Annotated in this window: 20 protein-coding genes; 8 read left to right on the top strand and 12 right to left on the bottom strand. The window is 62.2% G+C overall.

What is annotated here, in order from left to right; genetic code table 11:
• Positions 1–55: 55 nt before the first annotated feature.
• From RLCC275e_RS00375 to RLCC275e_RS00365, 3 genes are all read right to left on the bottom strand, one after another.
• Complete coding sequence (locus tag RLCC275e_RS00375; protein WP_003556107.1) at positions 56–610, bottom strand: fasciclin domain-containing protein; 555 nt, start codon at positions 608–610, stop codon at positions 56–58.
• 154 nt (positions 611–764) lie between these two features.
• The gene (locus RLCC275e_RS00370) at positions 765–1484 is read right to left on the bottom strand and encodes an anti-sigma factor (RefSeq protein WP_033179442.1); all 720 of its coding nucleotides are present in this window, start codon (positions 1482–1484) and stop codon (positions 765–767) included.
• Positions 1481–2020, bottom strand: a complete 540-nt coding sequence (locus RLCC275e_RS00365) for a sigma-70 family RNA polymerase sigma factor (protein WP_033179441.1) — start codon at positions 2018–2020, stop codon at positions 1481–1483. Before RLCC275e_RS00365 ends, RLCC275e_RS00370 begins: the two co-directional genes overlap by 4 nt.
• Before the next feature lie 143 nt (positions 2021–2163).
• On the opposite strand from RLCC275e_RS00365, the gene argB reads away from it, so the two are divergent.
• Entirely contained in the window at positions 2164–3051 is an 888-nt protein-coding gene (gene argB, locus RLCC275e_RS00360; protein ID WP_003556104.1) for an acetylglutamate kinase, read from the top strand.
• A 70-nt stretch (positions 3052–3121) separates the two neighbouring features.
• A complete protein-coding gene (locus RLCC275e_RS00355) occupies positions 3122–4270 on the top strand; it encodes an alpha-hydroxy acid oxidase (protein ID WP_033179440.1) in 1149 nt (382 codons plus the stop codon).
• Between the two features lie 67 nt (positions 4271–4337).
• On the opposite strand, the gene RLCC275e_RS00350 is transcribed toward RLCC275e_RS00355, so the two are convergent.
• Together RLCC275e_RS00350 and RLCC275e_RS00345 are read right to left on the bottom strand one after the other, a co-directional pair.
• Positions 4338–5108, bottom strand: a complete 771-nt coding sequence (locus tag RLCC275e_RS00350; protein WP_033179439.1) for an isocitrate lyase/PEP mutase family protein — start codon at positions 5106–5108, stop codon at positions 4338–4340.
• Positions 5105–6181 (bottom strand): bifunctional transcriptional activator/DNA repair enzyme AdaA, encoded by a 1077-nt coding sequence (locus RLCC275e_RS00345; protein WP_033179438.1) that lies wholly within the window; start codon positions 6179–6181, stop codon positions 5105–5107. The genes RLCC275e_RS00350 and RLCC275e_RS00345 overlap by 4 nt, the downstream gene beginning before the upstream one ends.
• A 102-nt stretch (positions 6182–6283) precedes the next feature.
• On the opposite strand from RLCC275e_RS00345, the gene RLCC275e_RS00340 reads away from it, so the two are divergent.
• Together RLCC275e_RS00340 and RLCC275e_RS00335 are read left to right on the top strand one after the other, a co-directional pair.
• Entirely contained in the window at positions 6284–6991 is a 708-nt protein-coding gene (locus tag RLCC275e_RS00340) for a pyrimidine 5'-nucleotidase (RefSeq protein ID WP_033179437.1), read from the top strand.
• Between the two features lie 104 nt (positions 6992–7095).
• Positions 7096–7734, top strand: coding sequence for an EF-hand domain-containing protein (locus tag RLCC275e_RS00335; RefSeq protein ID WP_033179436.1), 639 nt, complete (start codon positions 7096–7098; stop codon positions 7732–7734).
• An 86-nt stretch (positions 7735–7820) separates the two neighbouring features.
• Here RLCC275e_RS00335 and RLCC275e_RS00330 read toward each other — a convergent pair whose 3' ends face one another.
• Positions 7821–8687, bottom strand: coding sequence for an LOG family protein (locus RLCC275e_RS00330; protein WP_033179462.1), 867 nt, complete (start codon positions 8685–8687; stop codon positions 7821–7823).
• Between the two features lie 192 nt (positions 8688–8879).
• Between RLCC275e_RS00330 and dapD the strand changes: the two genes are divergently transcribed.
• The 3 genes from dapD to RLCC275e_RS00315 all read left to right on the top strand — a co-directional run bounded on the left by dapD (position 8880) and on the right by RLCC275e_RS00315 (position 11618).
• On the top strand, positions 8880–9740 hold the full coding sequence (dapD, locus tag RLCC275e_RS00325; RefSeq protein WP_033179435.1) for a 2,3,4,5-tetrahydropyridine-2,6-dicarboxylate N-succinyltransferase: 861 nt from the start codon (positions 8880–8882) through the stop codon (positions 9738–9740).
• Between the two features lie 101 nt (positions 9741–9841).
• Positions 9842–11035, top strand: coding sequence for a succinyl-diaminopimelate desuccinylase (dapE, locus tag RLCC275e_RS00320; RefSeq protein ID WP_033179434.1), 1194 nt, complete (start codon positions 9842–9844; stop codon positions 11033–11035).
• A complete protein-coding gene (locus RLCC275e_RS00315; protein ID WP_033179433.1) occupies positions 11022–11618 on the top strand; it encodes a hypothetical protein in 597 nt (198 codons plus the stop codon). The genes dapE and RLCC275e_RS00315 overlap by 14 nt, the downstream gene beginning before the upstream one ends.
• A 25-nt stretch (positions 11619–11643) precedes the next feature.
• Here the strand turns inward: RLCC275e_RS00315 and truA are convergent, their stop codons facing one another.
• From truA to RLCC275e_RS00285, 6 genes are all read right to left on the bottom strand, one after another.
• Positions 11644–12444 carry a tRNA pseudouridine(38-40) synthase TruA gene (truA, locus tag RLCC275e_RS00310; protein WP_033179432.1) on the bottom strand — a complete coding sequence of 267 codons (801 nt, stop codon included), beginning with the start codon at positions 12442–12444 and terminating at the stop codon, positions 11644–11646.
• Entirely contained in the window at positions 12444–13379 is a 936-nt protein-coding gene (gene fmt, locus RLCC275e_RS00305; RefSeq protein WP_033179431.1) for a methionyl-tRNA formyltransferase, read from the bottom strand. The genes truA and fmt overlap by 1 nt, the downstream gene beginning before the upstream one ends.
• Before the next feature lie 20 nt (positions 13380–13399).
• Positions 13400–13822 (bottom strand): type II toxin-antitoxin system VapC family toxin, encoded by a 423-nt coding sequence (locus tag RLCC275e_RS00300; protein WP_033179430.1) that lies wholly within the window; start codon positions 13820–13822, stop codon positions 13400–13402.
• Positions 13819–14103, bottom strand: coding sequence for a plasmid stabilization protein (locus tag RLCC275e_RS00295; protein ID WP_018070090.1), 285 nt, complete (start codon positions 14101–14103; stop codon positions 13819–13821). The genes RLCC275e_RS00300 and RLCC275e_RS00295 overlap by 4 nt, the downstream gene beginning before the upstream one ends.
• A gap of 64 nt (positions 14104–14167) precedes the next feature.
• Positions 14168–14683 (bottom strand): peptide deformylase, encoded by a 516-nt coding sequence (def, locus tag RLCC275e_RS00290; protein WP_033179461.1) that lies wholly within the window; start codon positions 14681–14683, stop codon positions 14168–14170.
• Positions 14684–14780: 97 nt separating this feature from the next.
• The gene (locus tag RLCC275e_RS00285) at positions 14781–16277 is read right to left on the bottom strand and encodes a globin-coupled sensor protein (RefSeq protein WP_033179429.1); all 1497 of its coding nucleotides are present in this window, start codon (positions 16275–16277) and stop codon (positions 14781–14783) included.
• 206 nt (positions 16278–16483) lie between these two features.
• Between RLCC275e_RS00285 and RLCC275e_RS00280 the strand changes: the two genes are divergently transcribed.
• Complete coding sequence (locus RLCC275e_RS00280) at positions 16484–17707, top strand: DNA recombination protein RmuC (protein ID WP_033179428.1); 1224 nt, start codon at positions 16484–16486, stop codon at positions 17705–17707.
• The last annotated feature ends 3 nt before the right edge of the window (positions 17708–17710 follow it).

Here is a 17710-nt window from a genome sequence, read left to right as displayed (position 1 = left end):
TTGTGTTTGGGGCGCCCCGAAGAGCGCCCCAATGCGTCTGCCGATACGAGCGGGCTTACATCTTCGGCAGCAGCACCTTGTCGACGACGTGGATGACGCCGTTCGACTGCTTGACGTCGGCGATCGTTACATGGGAGACGCCGCCGTTTTCATCGGTCAGCGTGATCTTGCCCATGCTCTCCTTGGCTTTCAGCACGCAGCCGCCGACGGTCTTGATGTCGTGCTCGCCGCCGTCATCCTTGATCATCTTGGCAACGGTCTTGGCCATCGCATCGGCGGCAACCACGTGGCAGGTCAGAACCTTGGTGAGCGTCGCCTTGTTTTCCGGCTTCAGCAGCGTATCGACGGTGCCCTTCGGCAGCGCGGCAAAAGCTTCGTTGGTCGGCGCAAAGACGGTGAAGGGGCCCTTGCCTTCGAGCGTGCCGACCAGGCCGGCGGCCTTGACGGCGGCGACCAGCGTCGTGTGATCCTTGGAATTCACGGCATTCTCGATGATGTTCTTGCTGTCGAACATTGCCGCACCGCCAACCACCGGGTTCTTGGCGGCGGCAAAGGCGACGGCGGACATGGCGGCGGCGAGCGCGAAGCCGCGCAATACGGACTTGATCATGATTTTCTCCTCACCGGACACCATCCGCGGGGCTTGATGCCTGAGCGTCGTCCGGACAATTCGAACTACGGAGGGCCGCGCCGAAGAGTTTCAGACAGGAGAAATTTGATTTGCGCCGGCACGATTATGGCCGGCACCATTATGGTCGGTGCGATTATGGTCGATGCAGGGGGCCGCTTGCGATCACCGGACCGGTCGCCTGGCCGGTCGGCGAACCGCCGAAGGGTTCGAGGCTGACGGCAAGTGTTGCGCCATCGGCGACTTGGCTGCGCAATTCGGCGGGAATGACAAGTTCACCGCTTTCGCCCGGCTGGAAGACGCCGAGCGATCTCGTCATGCCGCTGCCCGGGACCAGCCAGAGTTCCAGCGACTTCTCCTCCGGCTTGCCGGCGGCGGCCGGCACGATCTTCAGCCGGCCGCTCTGCAGCTCATAGGAGGCAAGAAGATTGATGGTGCTGTTCTGGCCGGAAAGCGATGCCACCAGTGGTGCCGGTCCCTGCGGCTCCGGCACCACGCCGGAGGCGAATATGACGGCGCTGGCGGCAACGACGATGCAGGCGAAGCTCAGCGAGCGCCAGAAAACGGCGGAATTCCAGATTCCCTGTGAAAAGGACGGGGGCTTTTGGACATCGCCGAACAGCCGCGCCTCGATCTGCTTGAAGGTTTCCCGGTTCGGAGCAACGCCTTCATACTCATCGTTGAAGGCGGAGAGATTGGTTTCCCAGCGGCTGACGATCGCAGCGAAGGGCCGGTCGTGGCGCATGCGCTCTTCCACCACCCGGCGATCCTGCAACGACAGGACGCCAAGCACATATTCGCCGGCGAGAACCTCGTCGCGGGAGCGGTCTCCCTTGCTTTTGTCGGGCGATGTCATCGTTCCATGCACTCTCTCAGTTTCAAGAGGCTGCGCCTGAGCCAGGTCCGCATCGTGTTCAGCGGGATACCAAACTGATCGGCCAGTTCCTGATAGCTCAGCCCTTCGACATAAGCCCGTTTCACCGCGACCGCACGATCAGCTTCCAACTCTTCCATGCAGGTGTCAATCCGCCTTCCTTCATCCTTGGTCACCGTCTGCATTTCCGGGTCGGGTCCGGCATCGGCAAGATCGTAGACCGTGTCCAATTCGTCGGCGACGGGCTTGCGTGCCCGCAGCGCATCGATCGACCGGTTGCGGGCAATTGCCGCCAGCCATGCCGAGGACGAACCCGAGGCGACGGAAAAGCTGCGAGCGCGCTGCCAGATGCTGATATAGACTTCCTGCAGGGCCTCTTCGGCTTCCGGGCGATCCTTCAAGATACGCAGGCAGATCGAGAAAAGTTTCGGTCCGGTCTGATTGTAGAGGGCCACGAAAGCCCTGCGGTCGCCGAGTGCGACGCGGCCGATCAACTCTGCGATCTCATCGCCTTGCATGCCGTTCCTCATCTCAAGCTTGCGTGCGCCAGACGGTAACGACGTCCGGCTCCGCGACAGATACGAAAAACTATTGCCCTCTGGATTATTCCCTCTGTCAGAAACTTGCGATAAAAGGCCGCGAACAATTCTGCGGGGTTCCCATGAACGAAACCGAAAGCGAAATGCAGGCACGGCTTCTGGCCAAGGCACTGCCCTTCATGCAGCGTTACGAGAACAAGACGATTGTCGTGAAATATGGCGGCCACGCCATGGGCAATCCCGAGCTCGGCAAGGCCTTTGCCAGCGACATCGCGCTCCTGAAGCAATCGGGCGTCAACCCGATCGTCGTTCACGGCGGCGGCCCGCAGATTGGCGCCATGCTGAGCAAGATGGGCATCGAATCGAAATTCGAGGGCGGCCTTCGCGTCACCGACCAGAAAACGGTCGAGATCGTCGAGATGGTGCTCGCCGGCTCGATCAACAAGGAAATCGTCGCGCTCATCAACCAGACCGGCGAATGGGCGATCGGCCTTTGCGGCAAGGACGGCAACATGGTCTTCGCCGAAAAGGCGCGCAAGACCATCAAGGATCCGGATTCGAACATCGAGCGTGTGCTCGATCTCGGTTTCGTTGGCGAAGTGGTCGAGGTCGACCGGACGCTGCTCGATCTGCTTGCCCGCTCCGAGATGATCCCGGTCATCGCCCCCGTGGCGCCTGGCCGCGACGGCGCCACCTACAATATCAATGCAGATACCTTTGCCGGCGCCATTGCCGGTGCGCTGAATGCCACCCGGCTGCTGTTCCTGACCGATGTGCCGGGCGTGCTCGACAAGAACGGCCAGCTCATCAAGGAGCTTTCGGTCGCCGAAGCACATGCGCTGATCGCAGATGGCACGATTTCGGGCGGCATGATCCCCAAGGTCGAGACCTGCATCGATGCGATCAAGGCCGGCGTGCAGGGAGTCGTCATCCTGAACGGCAAGACCGCCCATTCCGTGCTGCTCGAGATCTTCACCGAGCACGGCGTCGGAACGCTGATCGTTCCCTGAACCAGGCTGCGCCCTTCACTTACGAAGGGCGGATCTTCCTGACGCGGAAACAGGGTATCGAGGAAACAAAATGCGCCTGATAGACTGCTATAATTTTCACGATTTCCGGCGCATGGCCAAACGGCGTCTCCCCGGGCCGATATTCGACTATATCGACGGCGGTGCCGATGACGAGGTGACGTACCGGCGCAATGCGGCGGCCTTCGAGGCTTGCGATCTGGTGCCCGACGTTTTGCGCGGTGTGGCCGAGGTCGACATGTCGGTGACCGTCATGGGCCAGAAGCTCGCAATGCCGGTCTATTGCTCACCGACGGCGTTACAGCGTCTTTTTCACCACCAGGGGGAGCGGGCAGTCGCGGCGGCGGCGGCAAAACACGGGACGATGTTCGGCGTCTCCTCGCTCGGCACGATCAGCCTGGAGGAAGCCAGACAGATCAGCAACGGGCCGCAGATCTATCAGTTCTATTTCCACAAGGACCGCGGCCTCAACCGCGAGATGATGGCGCGAGCGAAAAATGCCGGCGTGCAGGCGATGATGCTGACGGTCGACAGCATCACCGGCGGCAACCGCGAGCGCGACAAGCGCACGGGCTTTGCCATTCCCTTCAAGCTCAATCTTGCCGGCATGACCCAGTTCGCGATCAAGCCTTCCTGGGCAATCGACTGGCTGACTCATGAGCGTTTCCGGCTGCCGCAGCTCGAAAACCACGTCAAGATGGATGGCGGCACGCTGTCGATCAGCCGATATTTCACCGAGATGCTGGACCCCTCGATGTCGTGGGACGACGTGGCGGAGATGGTGCGCGAATGGGGCGGGCCATTCTGCCTGAAGGGCATCATGTCGGTCGAAGACGCCAAGCGCGCGGCAGAGATCGGCTGCAGCGGCATCGTGCTTTCCAATCATGGCGGACGCCAGCTCGACGGCTCGCGCAGCGCATTCGACCAGTTGGCCGAGATCGTCGACGCCGTGGGCGACCGGATCGACGTGATGATGGATGGCGGCGTGCAGCGGGGAACGCATGTTCTTAAAGCCCTGTCGCTGGGAGCGAAGGCCGTCGGGCTCGGGCGCTACTATCTCTTCCCGCTTGCCGCGGCCGGACAGCCCGGCGTCGAACGGGCGCTGGAGACGATGCGCACCGAGATCGAGCGCGGCATGAAGCTGATGGGCTGCACCTCGGTCAGCCAGCTCAGCCGGCGGAATCTGCGCTTCCGTTCCTGAGCGGAACGGGATTTCATTCCGGGCCGCAGCCTTTCGTAGCAGACCTGCGGCCCTCGGGCATTCGACGTCAGAGCAGGCTATAAATCGCCGCCGCCTCCTGTTTCAACTTTTCCATCATCGACCGGTAAGGCCCCGGACCATAACTGACGCGGCCGACGCCGAGCTTGGCGAGCGTCTTCACGTCCGGAGCGCCCGTCCGCATCATGATGTTGACCGGCAGCAGCGATGCCGCGCAGATCTTCTCGATCAATACGGGATCGATCAGACCGGGAACGAAGAAGCCGCTGCCGCCGGCCGCCGCATAGGCCTTGCCTCGCTCGATCGCCTCGTCCACCAGACCGGCATGTTTGGAAAGATCGCTCTCGGCCAGGAAAAGATCGGTGCGGGCATTGATGAAGAAGGGAATGCCCTTGCCATCGGCCATGGCGCGAATGGCGCGGATGCGGGCGGCCTGGCTCTCGGCCGGATAAAGCCCGCCACCACCGACCACCTGATCCTCGAAATTGATGCCGATAGCGCCGACCTCCACCAGCTTGGCGACGTTGGCGGCCGCACCCTCAGGCTCTGCCGAATAGGCGCCTTCGAAATCGACCGAAAGCGGCAGATCGACGACAGCGGTGATGGATTTTGCCGTTTCGACCAGCACCGACATCGGCAGCTTCTCGCCGTCGGCATAACCATGGGCAGCGGCGACCGACCAGCTTCCCGTCGCAAGCGCCTTGGCGCCGGCATCGGCAACCGCCTTGGCCGTGCCGGCATCCCAGATATTGTAGAGAACAACCGGATCGCCCTTGCGGTGCAATGCGCCGAACGCCTTGGCCTTTTCACTCTGGTTCATGCCGTCTCCTCCACGTTAGGTGCTTGTGCTCTGATCTTCTCTTCATGCCGCAGCAGCCATTGCTTGCGCCAGAGCCCGCCGCCATAGCCGGTCAACGAACCATCCGCGCCGAGGATGCGGTGGCAGGGCACGATGATGGCGAGCTGGTTGGCGCCGTTGGCGCGGCCGACGGCACGCACGACCTCCGGCCTTTCCATCTGCCTTGCAAGATCGCCATAGGCGCGCGTCTGGCCGGCAGGGATATCCATGAGCTTTGCCCAGACGTGTTTTTCGAAGGGCGTGCCGCCAAGCGCCAATGGCGTCTTGAAGACTGTGAGCCGCCCTTCGAAATAATCCCGAATCTCCGCCTCGATCTGGTCGATCGCCGGCGTGCGGCCGATCGCAACCGAGGAGCGAACACGCTTCTGCAGCGCCTCGAGTTCGGTCGGCAGCGCTTTGCGGTCGTGGAATTCAAGAAGGTGCAGATGCGTCCGGTCGGCGACGGCCACCATCGGTCCGAGCGCCGTCTCGAACCAGTCGGCAAAGAGCAGTTCGCGGTTCTGCGACAGCGCCGGCGCCTTGCCGACCAGCCGCTGGAAAGCCGCCCGGAAACCGCTTGGGGAGTCATATCCCGCCTCGAGCTGCGCATCGATGACACGCGCGCCATCGGCCAGCTGCCGGGCCGCCTCGCCCAACCGGCGATACCGGACGATATCGTGGAAGGTCATGCCGAGCGCCCGCTTGAAGGCGCGACGCACGGTCGAGGGATCACGGCCTCGCCGCACGAGCTCATCCTCGGTCCAGCGCAGCTGCGGCTCGCGGTCGAGCGCGGCAAGCAACTCGTCGACGATCGGCTCCCTGCCCGGCTGTTCCAGCGGCCTGCAACGCTGGCACGGACGGAAGCCTGAATGCATGCAGGCGGCGATCGTATCGAAAAAGAGCGAATTTTCCCGCTTCGGCTTGCGCGCCGGGCAGGTCAGACGACAGAAGATGCCTGTCGTCTTGACGCAGACATAGGCCTGGCCCTCATAATCGGCGCTGCGCGCGATCAGGGCATCATAGAGCGTATCATCGTCGGGGCGTTCGAAAAGCATGACCGCTTTCTAGCATTCCGTGCCTGCGCCGTCCGCCGAAAATCGGGCGTCTATTCTTTCTTGTCGATTTCCTTGGCGGATAAGCCGTGCCATAAGACCGCCATGACCAAGATCCACCGCACGCCTGATAAAGCCGATTTCGAGCACGTCACAGACTGGGTCTTCGACCTCGACAACACGCTCTATCCGCATCATGTCAATCTCTTCGCGCAGATCGACAAGAACATGACCGCCTATGTCGCGGCACTCCTGCAGATGGAGCGGGAAGAGGCGCGCAAGCTGCAGAAGCAATATTACCTCGAGCATGGCACGACGCTGCAGGGCCTGATGATCCATCACGGCATCGACCCGAACGACTTTCTCGAAAAGGCGCATGCGATCGACTACACGGCGCTGACGCCGCAGCCGGAACTCGGCGAGGCGATCAAGGCGCTGCCGGGGCGCAAGTTCATCTTCACCAATGGCAGCGTCAAACATGCAGAAATGACGGCGGAGGCGCTCGGCATTCTCGAGCATTTCGACGACATTTTCGATATCGTCGCCGCCGACTACGTGCCGAAGCCGGCGCAGGCGACCTACGACAAGTTCATGGCGCTGAAGCGGGTCGAAACCACCAAGGCGGCGATGTTCGAGGATCTGCCGCGCAACCTGACGGTGCCGAAGGCGCTCGGCATGCAGACGGTGCTGCTGGTGCCGCGCAATCTGGAAGAGACGGTCGTCGAATGGTGGGAAAAGACCAGCGGCGATGAGGATCATATCGATTTCGTCACCGACGACCTTGCCGCTTTTCTCGGCAAGATTACCGGCTGAAGCATTACCAAGTTTTCACTCAAGCTTACCGATGTTTAACTGGTCTTGCGGGCCTGCTGCCATAGCTTCTTTCGTGAGGGGACACCTTACGAAAGGCAAACACGATGTACCGCAACAAGCTGATACTGGCAGCGCTTTCCTCCACCCTCATCTTCGGCGCAGCCGCCGGAGCCGGCTATGCAGCGCCCGGTGACGGGCCGCGTCAGCACCCCGGCAGGCACGGTCCCATGCACGGTCCGGGGCCTGCCGCCTTCCGCGAAATCACGTATGTCAGAATGCTCAAGCAGTTCGACACCAACAAGGACGGACAGATCTCCAAGGACGAGGCGACCGCCGGCATCGACAAGATCTTCGCTGCGATCGACTCCAACAAGGACGGCTCGCTGACCCCAGGCGAAATCGGCGCATACCAGAAAGCGCAGATGCAGGCGATGAGAGATCAGCGCAAGCAGGATGCCAGCAATAACAAGGATGCGAAGACCGCAGACGCGACGCCTGATAATAACGACCAGGGCCAGCCGCCTCAGGGTGATCACGAGGGTCGTGACGGACATCGCTGGATGCGCCATGGCGGCAACATCATGCGTGCCTCGGTGATGATGCACCGGGTCGACACCGACCAGAACGGCCAGATTTCCAAACAGGAAGCTGAAGCCGGCATGGACAAGCTGTTCACTCGGATGGACCGCAACAAGGACGGCGTCATCTCGATCGACGACATGCCGGACCGGCCACTTCTGTAAGGCCGGACGAGCCGATCTATCCCCACTCTTTCCCCTGCTCCGGCGGGGAAAGAGTGGGGCTTCGTCGAAACGCCGCGTTCTGGCTGCTATTCGCGGTGTTCGTAGAAATCCTGGACGATCTTCCAAGCGGCTTCTGCCGTATCGACGAAGCTGATCAGCTTGACGTCGTCGGGCGCGATCGTGCCGAATTCGGCCAATGCCTCGAAATTGATGATGCTCCTCCAGAAGGTCTCGCCGAAGAGGATTAGCGGCAGGCGCTCCATGCGGCCGGTCTGGATCAGCGTCAGGCACTCGAAGAATTCGTCGAGCGTGCCGAAGCCGCCGGGAAAGACCGCGATCGCCTTGGCGCGCACCATGAAATGCATCTTGCGGATGGCGAAATAGTGGAAGTTGAAGCTGAGCTCCGGCGTCACATAGGCGTTCGGCGCCTGCTCGTGCGGCAGCACGATGTTGAGGCCGATCGAAGGGGCGCCCTCGTCGGCCGCGCCGCGATTGCCGGCCTCCATCACGCCGGGGCCGCCGCCGGTGACGATGACATATTCGTGGAAATTGAAGGTGGCCGAATATCTCGAGCAGAGCCGGGAGAATTTGCGCGCCTCATCATAATAAACCGAGGCCGCCTCCAGGTTGACGCGCTGGATGTCGTTGCGGGCCGCCCAGGCGCTCTGGCCGGGGGCGGGAATGCGGGCGCCGCCGAACATGACGACTGTTGATTTAATGCCGCGTTCGGTCAGCATCATCTCCGGCTTCATCAGTTCCAGCTGGAGGCGGATCGGCCGCAGCTCCTCGCGGCAGAGGAAATCCTGATCGACATAGGCAAGGCGGTAGGCAGGCGACATCGTCTGCGGCGTCTTCGGCACGGCCTCGGCGCGCTGCTTGTCGGTCGAGCTGCTCTTCAGCGGGTCCCATACGCCGTCCTTGCGCCGCGATCCGCCGTTTCGTCCCTTCGCCATGTCGAAATGCCTTTCGGTATTGCCGGCTACGAAGCCGGATATGTCGCTATAACGCCTTGAATCCAGGTATGATCTTGTCGGAAAAATCATTCCGTTCTACGGCTTCATGCTGTAGAGCAGGGTAAACCCCGCCAACCGCAATTCCGGAGACACCCCGTCTCCACGATAAAGATCGAAGTTTAAGGAATTCTCATGAGCGCCACCGACCTCGCATCCCTCGAAAAGATCATCGAATCCGCCTTCGACAATCGCGACAATGTGAACACGTCGACGAAGGGCGAGGTTCGCGATGCGGTCGAAGCCGCGCTCGATCTGCTCGATGCCGGCAAGGCCCGTGTCGCCGAACGCTCCGCCGACGGCGCCTGGACGGTCAATCAGTGGCTGAAGAAGGCCGTGCTCTTGTCCTTCCGCCTCAACGACATGGACGTGGTGAAGGGCGGCTCGGGCAACTCGACCTGGTGGGACAAGGTTCCCTCGAAGTTCGAAAACTGGGGCGAGAACCATTTCCGCGCCGCCGGCTTCCGCGCCGTGCCGAACTGCGTCGTGCGCCGCTCGGCCTATATCGCCCCGAACGCGATCCTGATGCCCTCCTTCGTCAATCTCGGCGCCTATGTCGGCGAAGGCACGATGGTCGATACCTGGGCGACGGTCGGCTCCTGTGCGCAGATCGGCAAGCACGTGCATCTCTCCGGCGGTGTCGGCATCGGCGGCGTGTTGGAGCCGATGCAGGCCGGCCCGACGATCATCGAGGACAATTGCTTCATCGGCGCCCGTTCCGAGGTGGTCGAAGGCTGCATCATCCGCGAAGGCTCGGTGCTCGGCATGGGCGTCTTTATCGGCAAGTCGACCAAGATCGTCGACCGCGCCACCGGCGAGGTGAGCTACGGCGAAGTGCCGCCCTATTCCGTCGTCGTCGCCGGATCGATGCCGTCGGGCAATGCGACGATGGGCAACGGCCAGCCGGCGCCACATCTCTACTGCGCCGTCATCGTCAAGCGCGTCGATGAGAAGACCCGCTCGAAGACCGGCATCAACGAGCTGCTCAGAGATTGATGACACCGGGACATTGATCCGGTAAACAGACGGCGTCTTTTTACGCGAGGCGGCCCCGCCTTGCCATGTCTTTGCCATTCCCGCCGGATAGTTCGACCGCCATGACCGCTACCGACCCCGTCGCCAATCTCCAGACGCTGATTCGCTGCCCGTCCGTGACGCCCGCCGAAGGCGGCGCGCTCACGGCGCTGGAGGCCATGCTTGCGCCGCTCGGCTTTGCGGTCGACAGGGTGAAGGCGAGCGAAGAGGGAACACCCGAGATCGAAAACCTCTATGCCCGCCTCGGCAAGGACGGCCCGCATCTGATGTTTGCCGGCCATACCGATGTCGTGCCGGTCGGCGACGAAGCCGCCTGGACGCATCCACCTTTTGCAGCGGAGATTTCGAAGGGCGAGCTTTTCGGCCGCGGCGCCGTCGACATGAAGGGCGGCATCGCCTGTTTCGTCGCCGCCGTCGCCCGGCATATCGAGAAAAACGGGCCGCCCAACGGCTCGATTTCCTTTTTGATCACCGGCGACGAAGAAGGCCCGGCGATCAACGGCACGATCAAACTGCTGCAATGGGCGGCCGAACGCGGCGAGCGCTGGGATGCCTGCCTTGTCGGCGAGCCGACCAATCCGGACAGGCTCGGCGACATGATCAAGATCGGCCGGCGCGGCTCGCTGTCGGGTAAAATCACCGTGCACGGCGTGCAGGGCCATGCCGCCTATCCGCATCTTGCCGACAATCCGGTGCGCGGCATGCTGCAGCTGACGCAGGCGCTGATGGACCCGCCGTTTGACGGCGGCACCGGTGATTTCCAGCCGTCGAACCTCGAAGTGACCACGGTCGATGTCGGCAATCCGGCGACCAACGTCATTCCGGCCAAGGCATCCGCAAGCTTCAACATCCGCTTCAACGACAGCTGGACGGTCGAAACGCTGCGCGCCGAAATCCTGCGGCGCCTCGACGCCGCCGCCGGCAACGGCGCGTTGCGGCCGGGCCGCGAACCCGTGAAATACGATATCGTCTGGGCCGACCGGCCGAGCCATGTCTTCCTGACGCGCAACAATGCGCTGATCGCCTCGCTGTCTTCAGCCGTCGAAAGCGTTGCCGGCCAGTCACCGCGGCTTTCGACCACCGGCGGCACATCGGATGCGCGCTTCATCAAGGATTATTGCCCGGTCGTCGAGTTCGGCCTCGTCGGCCAGACGATGCACATGGTCGATGAACGTGTCGCTGTCGCCGATCTGGAGACGCTGACTGCAATCTACGAAACCTTCATCGCCCGCTGGTTCGCCAATGCCGGGCTTTAGGGAAGTTCAATATTACCTGGCCGGCCTCTGGCTGCTGATCCGGCTGGATCCGCGCGGCTTCCGCTATCTCGATATGTCGGAGCGCGGCGTCAACCGTTCGTTCTGGGCGATGCTCTGGTGCCTGCCGCCGATGGGTATTTCCTGGCTCTGGTGGCGACAGGCCTTCCTGCGGTCGATGCCGCCGGAAGCCGATGTCGATTTTGCCTTCTATATCAGGCTCGGCCTCGTGGAGGTCGCCAACTGGTTCGTGCCGCTGGTTTTTGCCGGGGTTCTGCTGCTTGCCTTCCGGATGGGCGAGCGTTTCGCGCCCGTCGTCGTCAGCGTCAACTGGCTCGGCGTGCCGCTCTCCTATATCAACGGGCTGCTGCTGGCGCTGGTGTTCTTCCTGCCTGGATCCATCGGCCTCGTCTCGCTGCTGCTGCTCGCCTTCATGCTGGCGCAGGTCTTCGTGCTGGCGCGCATTATCCGGATGATCTGCCACGGTCACGCGCTGATGGTCGGGGCGCTGACGCTGGTGCTGCTCGTGCCATCGATGATCCTTTCGGAATATCTGCAGCACTTCCTCGGCATCTATCCCGTCTGATCAGGCTCCTGCTGGAGCGGTATTTTCATGACAGATCATCATCGGTATCGGTGACCGGCCTTCGGCGATCGGGGATCACCTCGGGATAATCCACCTGCATGAAATAGAGCCCGTCCGGCGGCGCCACTGGGCCGCAGGCCTTGCGGTCGCGCGCCTTAAGCGCGGCCTCGACATCATCAGGCGTCCATTTGCCTTCGCCGGCGAGCTTCAGCGTGCCGGCGAAGGAACGGATCTGGTTGTGGAGAAAACTCTGCGCCGTGGCGCGGATCTCGATCAGCTCGCCATTGCGCGTCACATCCAGCCGGTCGAGCGTGCGCACCGGGCTGTTTGCCTGGCAATGGGCGGCGCGGAAGGTGGAGAAATCGTGCTTACCGACCAGCCTCTGGGCGGCGGCATGCATGACCTCGTGGTCGAGCACCTTCGGCACCCACCAGGCCTTGCCGGCTTCGAGCGCCAGCGGCGCCCGGCGGCTGACGATGCGATAGAGGTAATGGCGCCGCAGCGCCGAAAAACGGGCATCGAAGAACTCGGGAGCCGCCTGGACGTCGAGGATGGAGACCCGCTCGCCGGCGAGCCTCAGATGCGCGTTCAACGCATTCTGCAACTGGTAGGGCGACCACTCCTTCGAAAGATCGGCATGGATCACCTGCCCCATGGCGTGGACGCCGGAATCGGTACGGCCTGCGCCGCGCACCAAGACCGTCTCGCCGGTCAGTGACAGCACCGCCGCCTCAATCGCGCCCTGCACAGAGTGGCCATTTTCCTGCCGCTGCCAGCCGACATAGGGGCCGCCGTCATATTCGACGGTCATGCGGAAACGCGGCATCAGCTAAGCCTCGTGCCCGCCGCAAGCGGCGTGCCCCTGAGGAAATCGGCCGCCGCCAACGGCTTGCCGCCGGCCTTCTGCAGCCTGGTCAGCCTCACCGCGCCCGAGCCGCAGGCGACCACCAGATCATCCGTCAGCAATTGCCCGGCCGCACCCTGCCCTTCAGCCAGCTCGGACGCCAGCACCTTGACCCGCTCCGGCTTGCCGCCGATCTCGAGCTCGAACCAGGCACCGGGAAACGGCGCCAGGCCGCGGATGTGATTGTGTACGTCGCCGGCGTCCCTGGAAAAATCGATGCGCGTCTCGGCCTTGTCGATCTTGGCGGCATAGAGCACGCCGTCTTCGGGCTGCGGCGTCAGCGGCAGGTCGTTCATTTCGAGCTTCACCATGGCTTCCGCCATCGCCTTGGCGCCGACCAGCATCAGCCGGTCGTGCAACTCGCCAGCCGTCATGTTCGGGCCGATCTCGACCTCGCGGGTGAGTGCGACGGCGCCGGTATCCAGACCCCTGTCCATCTTCATCACCATCATGCCGGTCTTTGCGTCGCCGGCCATGATCGCCCGCTGGATGGGTGCCGCACCCCGCCAGCGCGGCAGCAGCGAGGCATGACCGTTGTAGCAGCCATCGCGGGTGCCGTTCAAAATCGCTTCCGGCAGCAATAGCCCGTAAGCAACGACGACGCCGACATCGGCATTCAAGCCACGAAACCTTTCGCGCTCCTCGGGGTCCTTGAAATTGACCGGGGTGAAGACAGGCAGGCCGAGCAGTTCGGCGGCCTGATGCACCGGCGATTTCTGCAGATCGAGGCCGCGCCGCCCACCCGGCCGCGGCGGCTGCGTATAGACCGCAACGATCCTGTGTCCGGCATCGACGAGCAGGCGCAGGGTCGGAACCGAGAACTCCGGTGTTCCCATGAAGATGATGCGAAGAGACATTTTATCTCGCCAATTGAGGATCAACCGTCTTCAAACGGGTTTACGAGCTTGAGATCAAGCCCTTCGAAATCTCTGGTGTTGCGGGTCGCAAGCGTCGCGCCGTTTGCAAGGCAGATCGCGGCAATCATGGCATCCTGGACAGAAATCGGCCGCCCTATGCTTTCGCGTTTCGCCCGCAAGCGACCGGTTGCCATGGCCGTTTCCAAATCCCAGCCGGCGATACGATCGCGAAACTGGCCTTTCACCAAATTCTCGATCGCGCGAAAGAAGCGGTCTGATCCTGTCTTCAAGAAAACCCTTTCGGCTCCGTAAATCTGCTCCATCAAGCCAACCGTGCAAAGCCAAATTCTCGAGCCATCCTGCCGCAATATCCAAGCCTTCACCTTTTCACTCGGCAATGGCTTGGCGAACTCGGAAATCACATTCGTATCGAGAACGATCATTCGAAATCCTCGAACGGCCGGCCGAAATCCTTTTTCCGCGCGGCCTCGATTTCGTCCATGATTGCAGCGAATTCATCGTCAACTGCGTTTTCGCTGACGAAAGCGGCGCGTATTGCTTCATACGCCGACAAAGTCTCGGGCTTTGCTTCGGTTTTTCTTTTCAGCGCGTCCCGCAAAAGCTCCTTGGCCTCGTCGGAAAGGCTGTTTCCGCTCCGCTGCGCCGATTCCGCAATGTCTCGTTTCATTGCTTCGGAAATGTTTCTGATCAGAAAGTCACCCATATGGCGCCTCCACTATGATATCAGTGATATCATAGTGCGTTGCCGGTGAAATTTCAACGCAGCGTCAGATCGCCTTCGACTTGGCCGCCTTGGTGAATTTCTTGATGACCATCTCCCGCTTCAGCCGCGAGATGTAATCGATGAACAGCACGCCGTTCAGGTGGTCGATCTCGTGCTGCAGGCAGGTGGCGAGCAGGCCGTCGGCTTCCACGGTCTGTTCCTTGCCGTTGCGGTCGAGATATTTGACCGAGACGACAGCCGGGCGCTCGACCTCGGCATAATAATCTGGAATCGAAAGACAGCCTTCCTCATAGACGGAGCGCTCGTCGGAGGATTTGACGATCTCAGGATTGATGAAGACCTGCGGCTGCTTTTCCTCACCCTCGCGGGCGATGTCGATGACGAGCATACGGCGCGGCACGCCGATCTGAATCGCGGCAAGGCCGATGCCCGGCGCGTCATACATGGTTTCCAGCATATCGTCGGCAAGACGCTGCAGGTCGGAATCCACCCGCTCGATCGGCTTGGACAGCTGGCGGAGAACGGGATCGGGAAGAATGATGAGTGGCTTGATGGTCATGGCGTTCCCATAACCCATCTTTTCCGACTATGGAATTATCCGGCAGGCGAGGAATACGCTTTTTTGTATCCCCGCCTGGAATTTCGCCATATTCACCTCAGGCCGCCCGGCGGGCACTGGTGGCGGAACGGCCCTCCGGTCGGGCACGGAAGTGCTGCAGCAGCTCGATCAGGGTCTCCACCTCGTCCTTGAGCCGGCGGGTTTCCGCCGAAGAGTGCTCGACCATGTCCGAATTCTGCTGGGTGATCGCACCCATGTTGCGGACGGCGAGGCTGACTTCGTTGACACCGGTTGCCTGATCGCGGGCAGCGGCGGCGATATCGGCGACGAAACGGTTGATGATATCGATGCGGCTGATCATGTCGTTCAGCGCCTCGCCGGTGCTGGAAACGATGCCGACGCCCTGATTGACCTGGGTCGAGCTCTGCGAGATCAGGTTCTTGATCTCCTTGGCCGCTTCCGCGGTGCGCTGGGCGAGCTGGCGGACTTCCTGGGCGACGACGGCAAAACCCTTGCCGGCATCACCGGCACGCGCCGCCTCGACACCGGCGTTCAGCGCCAGCAGATTGGTCTGGAAGGCGATCTCATCGATGACGCCGATGATCTTGGAGATCCCCGTCGAGGACTTCTCGATGCCGGCCATCGCCGAGACGGCGCTGGTGACGAGTTCGCCGGAGTTCTTCGCCTTCTCTTGCGTCTCGCGCACGGCGTCCGAAGCCCTCTCGGCATTGGCGGCCGTCTGGCCGACGCTGACGGACAGCTGCTGCAGGGCGGCCGAACTCTCCTCGACGCCTGCCGCCTGCTGGGCGGTGCGCAGCGCCAGATCGTTGGTCGCATTGGAAATGACGTCGGCGCCGCTCATGATATGGCCCGAGGTCTCGCGCACGGAGGCGAAGGACTGGCGAAGGGCGCTGACGGCGCGGTTGTAGTCCTCGGCCATCTGCCGGAAATTGCCCGGCAGGTCAGACGGCAGGGTGGCTTCGAGATCGCCGTTCGACAGCGCTTCCAGACCGCGGCGCAGTTGCTCCAGCGCGATCGCCTGATCGGATTCGGCCTGGGCACGCTGCTCTTCCAAGGCACGGCGCTTTGCTTCGAGCGTCTCGAGATAGACCGAGATGGAATAGTCCATGTCGAGCATGCCGGCCTTGATGACGGCCGACAGCTTCTCGGCCAACTGCTTGCCTTGCTGGCGCGCAAAGATCGACGGCCACTGCTTCTCCATGATGCCTTTGACGAGCTCGGACATGACGATGGCGTAACCGCCAATATACCAGCGCGGCTCCAGCCCGATGCGGGCGTGCGTCCGGCCGACCGCGGTCACGCCGTTGACATAGCTCTCGTCGAACGCGCCGCCCGCGAGATTGGCCCAATGATCCTGCTGGCGCCTCTTGGCATGGCCGACATGGTTCTTGTCGGCGAAGAAGCCTGCGACAGCGGGGGTCTTGGCGATCTTGGCGTAGAATTTGTCGAGTGCGCCGCCGATCAGCTCTGATATGACAGGGCGCAGATCCCGCATTGACTTGCGCGCTGCCTCATCCAGTTCGATGAAATCGAGGCGCTGCCTGAGGGCATTGTCGGTCTGCTGGGCGGTCATGGGGTTCTCTGTACTTGGCGCGGCGCGCGCGTGAAGGAATGTCTGCGCCGCAGGTTTTGGCCAATATGGTTGAGCAATCGTTAAGCCGCGGCGACATTTCTTTTCGGTGGACACGGACGAGCAGCGGCTTGCGAAGATATTGGGGACCGTCCATTGTGTTCACGTTTTGATCTATAAATCGCGGCTTCTTCTGTTATGCTTGCGGGATGACCGTCCATTCCGAATCGCTCGCCCTTTCCCTTGCCTCGATCAGCCCGGCCATGCTGGCGCTTGTCGGCGGCGTTCTCGCCGCCCTCGCCCTGCTGGTGATCGTGCTTCTGCTGCGCGGCGCCGGCCTTGGCCGCGAGCAGGCGGAGGAAGCGAACTTTCGCGCTGAGGAAAACGAAGCGCGCATGGGCGAGCTTTTGAAGATCCAGGCAGAGATGCAGGGCCGCATCGCAGCGATGACCGAGGTCTTCGGCGCGCGGCAGAGCGAACTCAACCAGACGATCAGCCAACGCCTCGACGGCATGTCGCAGCGCGTCAGCTCGACGATCACCGAGCAGACCAAATCGACGCATGAGAACCTGCAGCGGCTGCAGGAGCGGCTGGCGGTCATCGATGCCGCGCAGAACAATATCCAGACGCTCGCCAAGGATGTCGTCGGGTTGCAGGCCATTCTGTCCAACAAGCAGACACGCGGCGCCTTCGGCCAGTCGAGAATGGAGACGATCGTCGCCGACGGTCTGCCGATGGGCGCCTATGCCTTCCAGCAGACGCTGTCCAACGGTTCGCGGCCGGACTGCACGATCCGCATGCCGAACGGCGCGCCGCCGCTGGTGATCGACGCGAAATTTCCGCTCGAAGCCTGGAACGCGATCCGCGACGCCGGCACCCCCGAGGCCGGCAAGATCGCCGGCCAGCAGTTCCGCCGCGACATGGAGGTCCATATAAGGGACATTTCCGAGAAATATCTGATCCAGGGAGAAACCCAGGATACGGCCTTTCTCTTCGTGCCGTCCGAATCGATCTTCGCCGAGATCCATGAGCACTTCGAGCCGGTGGTGCAGAAGGCCCACCGCGCGCGCATCGTCATCGTCTCGCCGTCGCTGCTGATGCTGTCGATCCAGGTCATCCAAGCCGTGCTCAAGGATCAACGCATGCGGGCGCAGGCGCATCTGATCCAGGGCGAGGTGGCGATCCTGATGGACGATCTCAGCCGCCTTGATGAGCGGGTGCGCAAGCTGCAGGGCCATTTCGCCATGGCGCAGAAGGATATCGACATGGTGGTCACATCAGCCGACAAGCTCACCAAGCGCGGCGCCAAGATCGAAGCGCTGGAATTCGAGGCAGGCGGCGACGCCAAGCCCGCCCGCGACAGCGAAGCCGCGGCCAAATCAGTGGAAAGCCGCACCGGTCTTCTGAAGCTGCGGGTGGTTGACGAGGAGTGACCG

It is taken from the genome of Rhizobium brockwellii (assembly GCF_000769405.2).
GTDB classification, from domain to species: Bacteria; Pseudomonadota; Alphaproteobacteria; order Rhizobiales; family Rhizobiaceae; genus Rhizobium; species Rhizobium brockwellii.
This window is presented reverse-complemented; position numbering and strand designations above follow the sequence as displayed.

What these genes read in the sequence shown, in the direction of transcription:
- RLCC275e_RS00375 (WP_003556107.1), bottom strand. Translation starts at nt 610, where the DNA reads ATGATCAAGTCCGTATTGCGCGGCTTCGCGCTCGCCGCCGCCATGTCC.
- RLCC275e_RS00370 (WP_033179442.1), bottom strand. Translation starts at nt 1,484, where the DNA reads ATGACATCGCCCGACAAAAGCAAGGGAGACCGCTCCCGCGACGAGGTT.
- RLCC275e_RS00365 (WP_033179441.1), bottom strand. Translation starts at nt 2,020, where the DNA reads ATGCAAGGCGATGAGATCGCAGAGTTGATCGGCCGCGTCGCACTCGGC.
- argB (WP_003556104.1), top strand. Translation starts at nt 2,164, where the DNA reads ATGAACGAAACCGAAAGCGAAATGCAGGCACGGCTTCTGGCCAAGGCA.
- RLCC275e_RS00355 (WP_033179440.1), top strand. Translation starts at nt 3,122, where the DNA reads ATGCGCCTGATAGACTGCTATAATTTTCACGATTTCCGGCGCATGGCC.
- RLCC275e_RS00350 (WP_033179439.1), bottom strand. Translation starts at nt 5,108, where the DNA reads ATGAACCAGAGTGAAAAGGCCAAGGCGTTCGGCGCATTGCACCGCAAG.
- RLCC275e_RS00345 (WP_033179438.1), bottom strand. Translation starts at nt 6,181, where the DNA reads ATGCTTTTCGAACGCCCCGACGATGATACGCTCTATGATGCCCTGATC.
- RLCC275e_RS00340 (WP_033179437.1), top strand. Translation starts at nt 6,284, where the DNA reads ATGACCAAGATCCACCGCACGCCTGATAAAGCCGATTTCGAGCACGTC.
- RLCC275e_RS00335 (WP_033179436.1), top strand. Translation starts at nt 7,096, where the DNA reads ATGTACCGCAACAAGCTGATACTGGCAGCGCTTTCCTCCACCCTCATC.
- RLCC275e_RS00330 (WP_033179462.1), bottom strand. Translation starts at nt 8,687, where the DNA reads ATGGCGAAGGGACGAAACGGCGGATCGCGGCGCAAGGACGGCGTATGG.
- dapD (WP_033179435.1), top strand. Translation starts at nt 8,880, where the DNA reads ATGAGCGCCACCGACCTCGCATCCCTCGAAAAGATCATCGAATCCGCC.
- dapE (WP_033179434.1), top strand. Translation starts at nt 9,842, where the DNA reads ATGACCGCTACCGACCCCGTCGCCAATCTCCAGACGCTGATTCGCTGC.
- RLCC275e_RS00315 (WP_033179433.1), top strand. Translation starts at nt 11,022, where the DNA reads ATGCCGGGCTTTAGGGAAGTTCAATATTACCTGGCCGGCCTCTGGCTG.
- truA (WP_033179432.1), bottom strand. Translation starts at nt 12,444, where the DNA reads ATGCCGCGTTTCCGCATGACCGTCGAATATGACGGCGGCCCCTATGTC.
- fmt (WP_033179431.1), bottom strand. Translation starts at nt 13,379, where the DNA reads ATGTCTCTTCGCATCATCTTCATGGGAACACCGGAGTTCTCGGTTCCG.
- RLCC275e_RS00300 (WP_033179430.1), bottom strand. Translation starts at nt 13,822, where the DNA reads ATGATCGTTCTCGATACGAATGTGATTTCCGAGTTCGCCAAGCCATTG.
- RLCC275e_RS00295 (WP_018070090.1), bottom strand. Translation starts at nt 14,103, where the DNA reads ATGGGTGACTTTCTGATCAGAAACATTTCCGAAGCAATGAAACGAGAC.
- def (WP_033179461.1), bottom strand. Translation starts at nt 14,683, where the DNA reads ATGACCATCAAGCCACTCATCATTCTTCCCGATCCCGTTCTCCGCCAG.
- RLCC275e_RS00285 (WP_033179429.1), bottom strand. Translation starts at nt 16,277, where the DNA reads ATGACCGCCCAGCAGACCGACAATGCCCTCAGGCAGCGCCTCGATTTC.
- RLCC275e_RS00280 (WP_033179428.1), top strand. Translation starts at nt 16,484, where the DNA reads ATGACCGTCCATTCCGAATCGCTCGCCCTTTCCCTTGCCTCGATCAGC.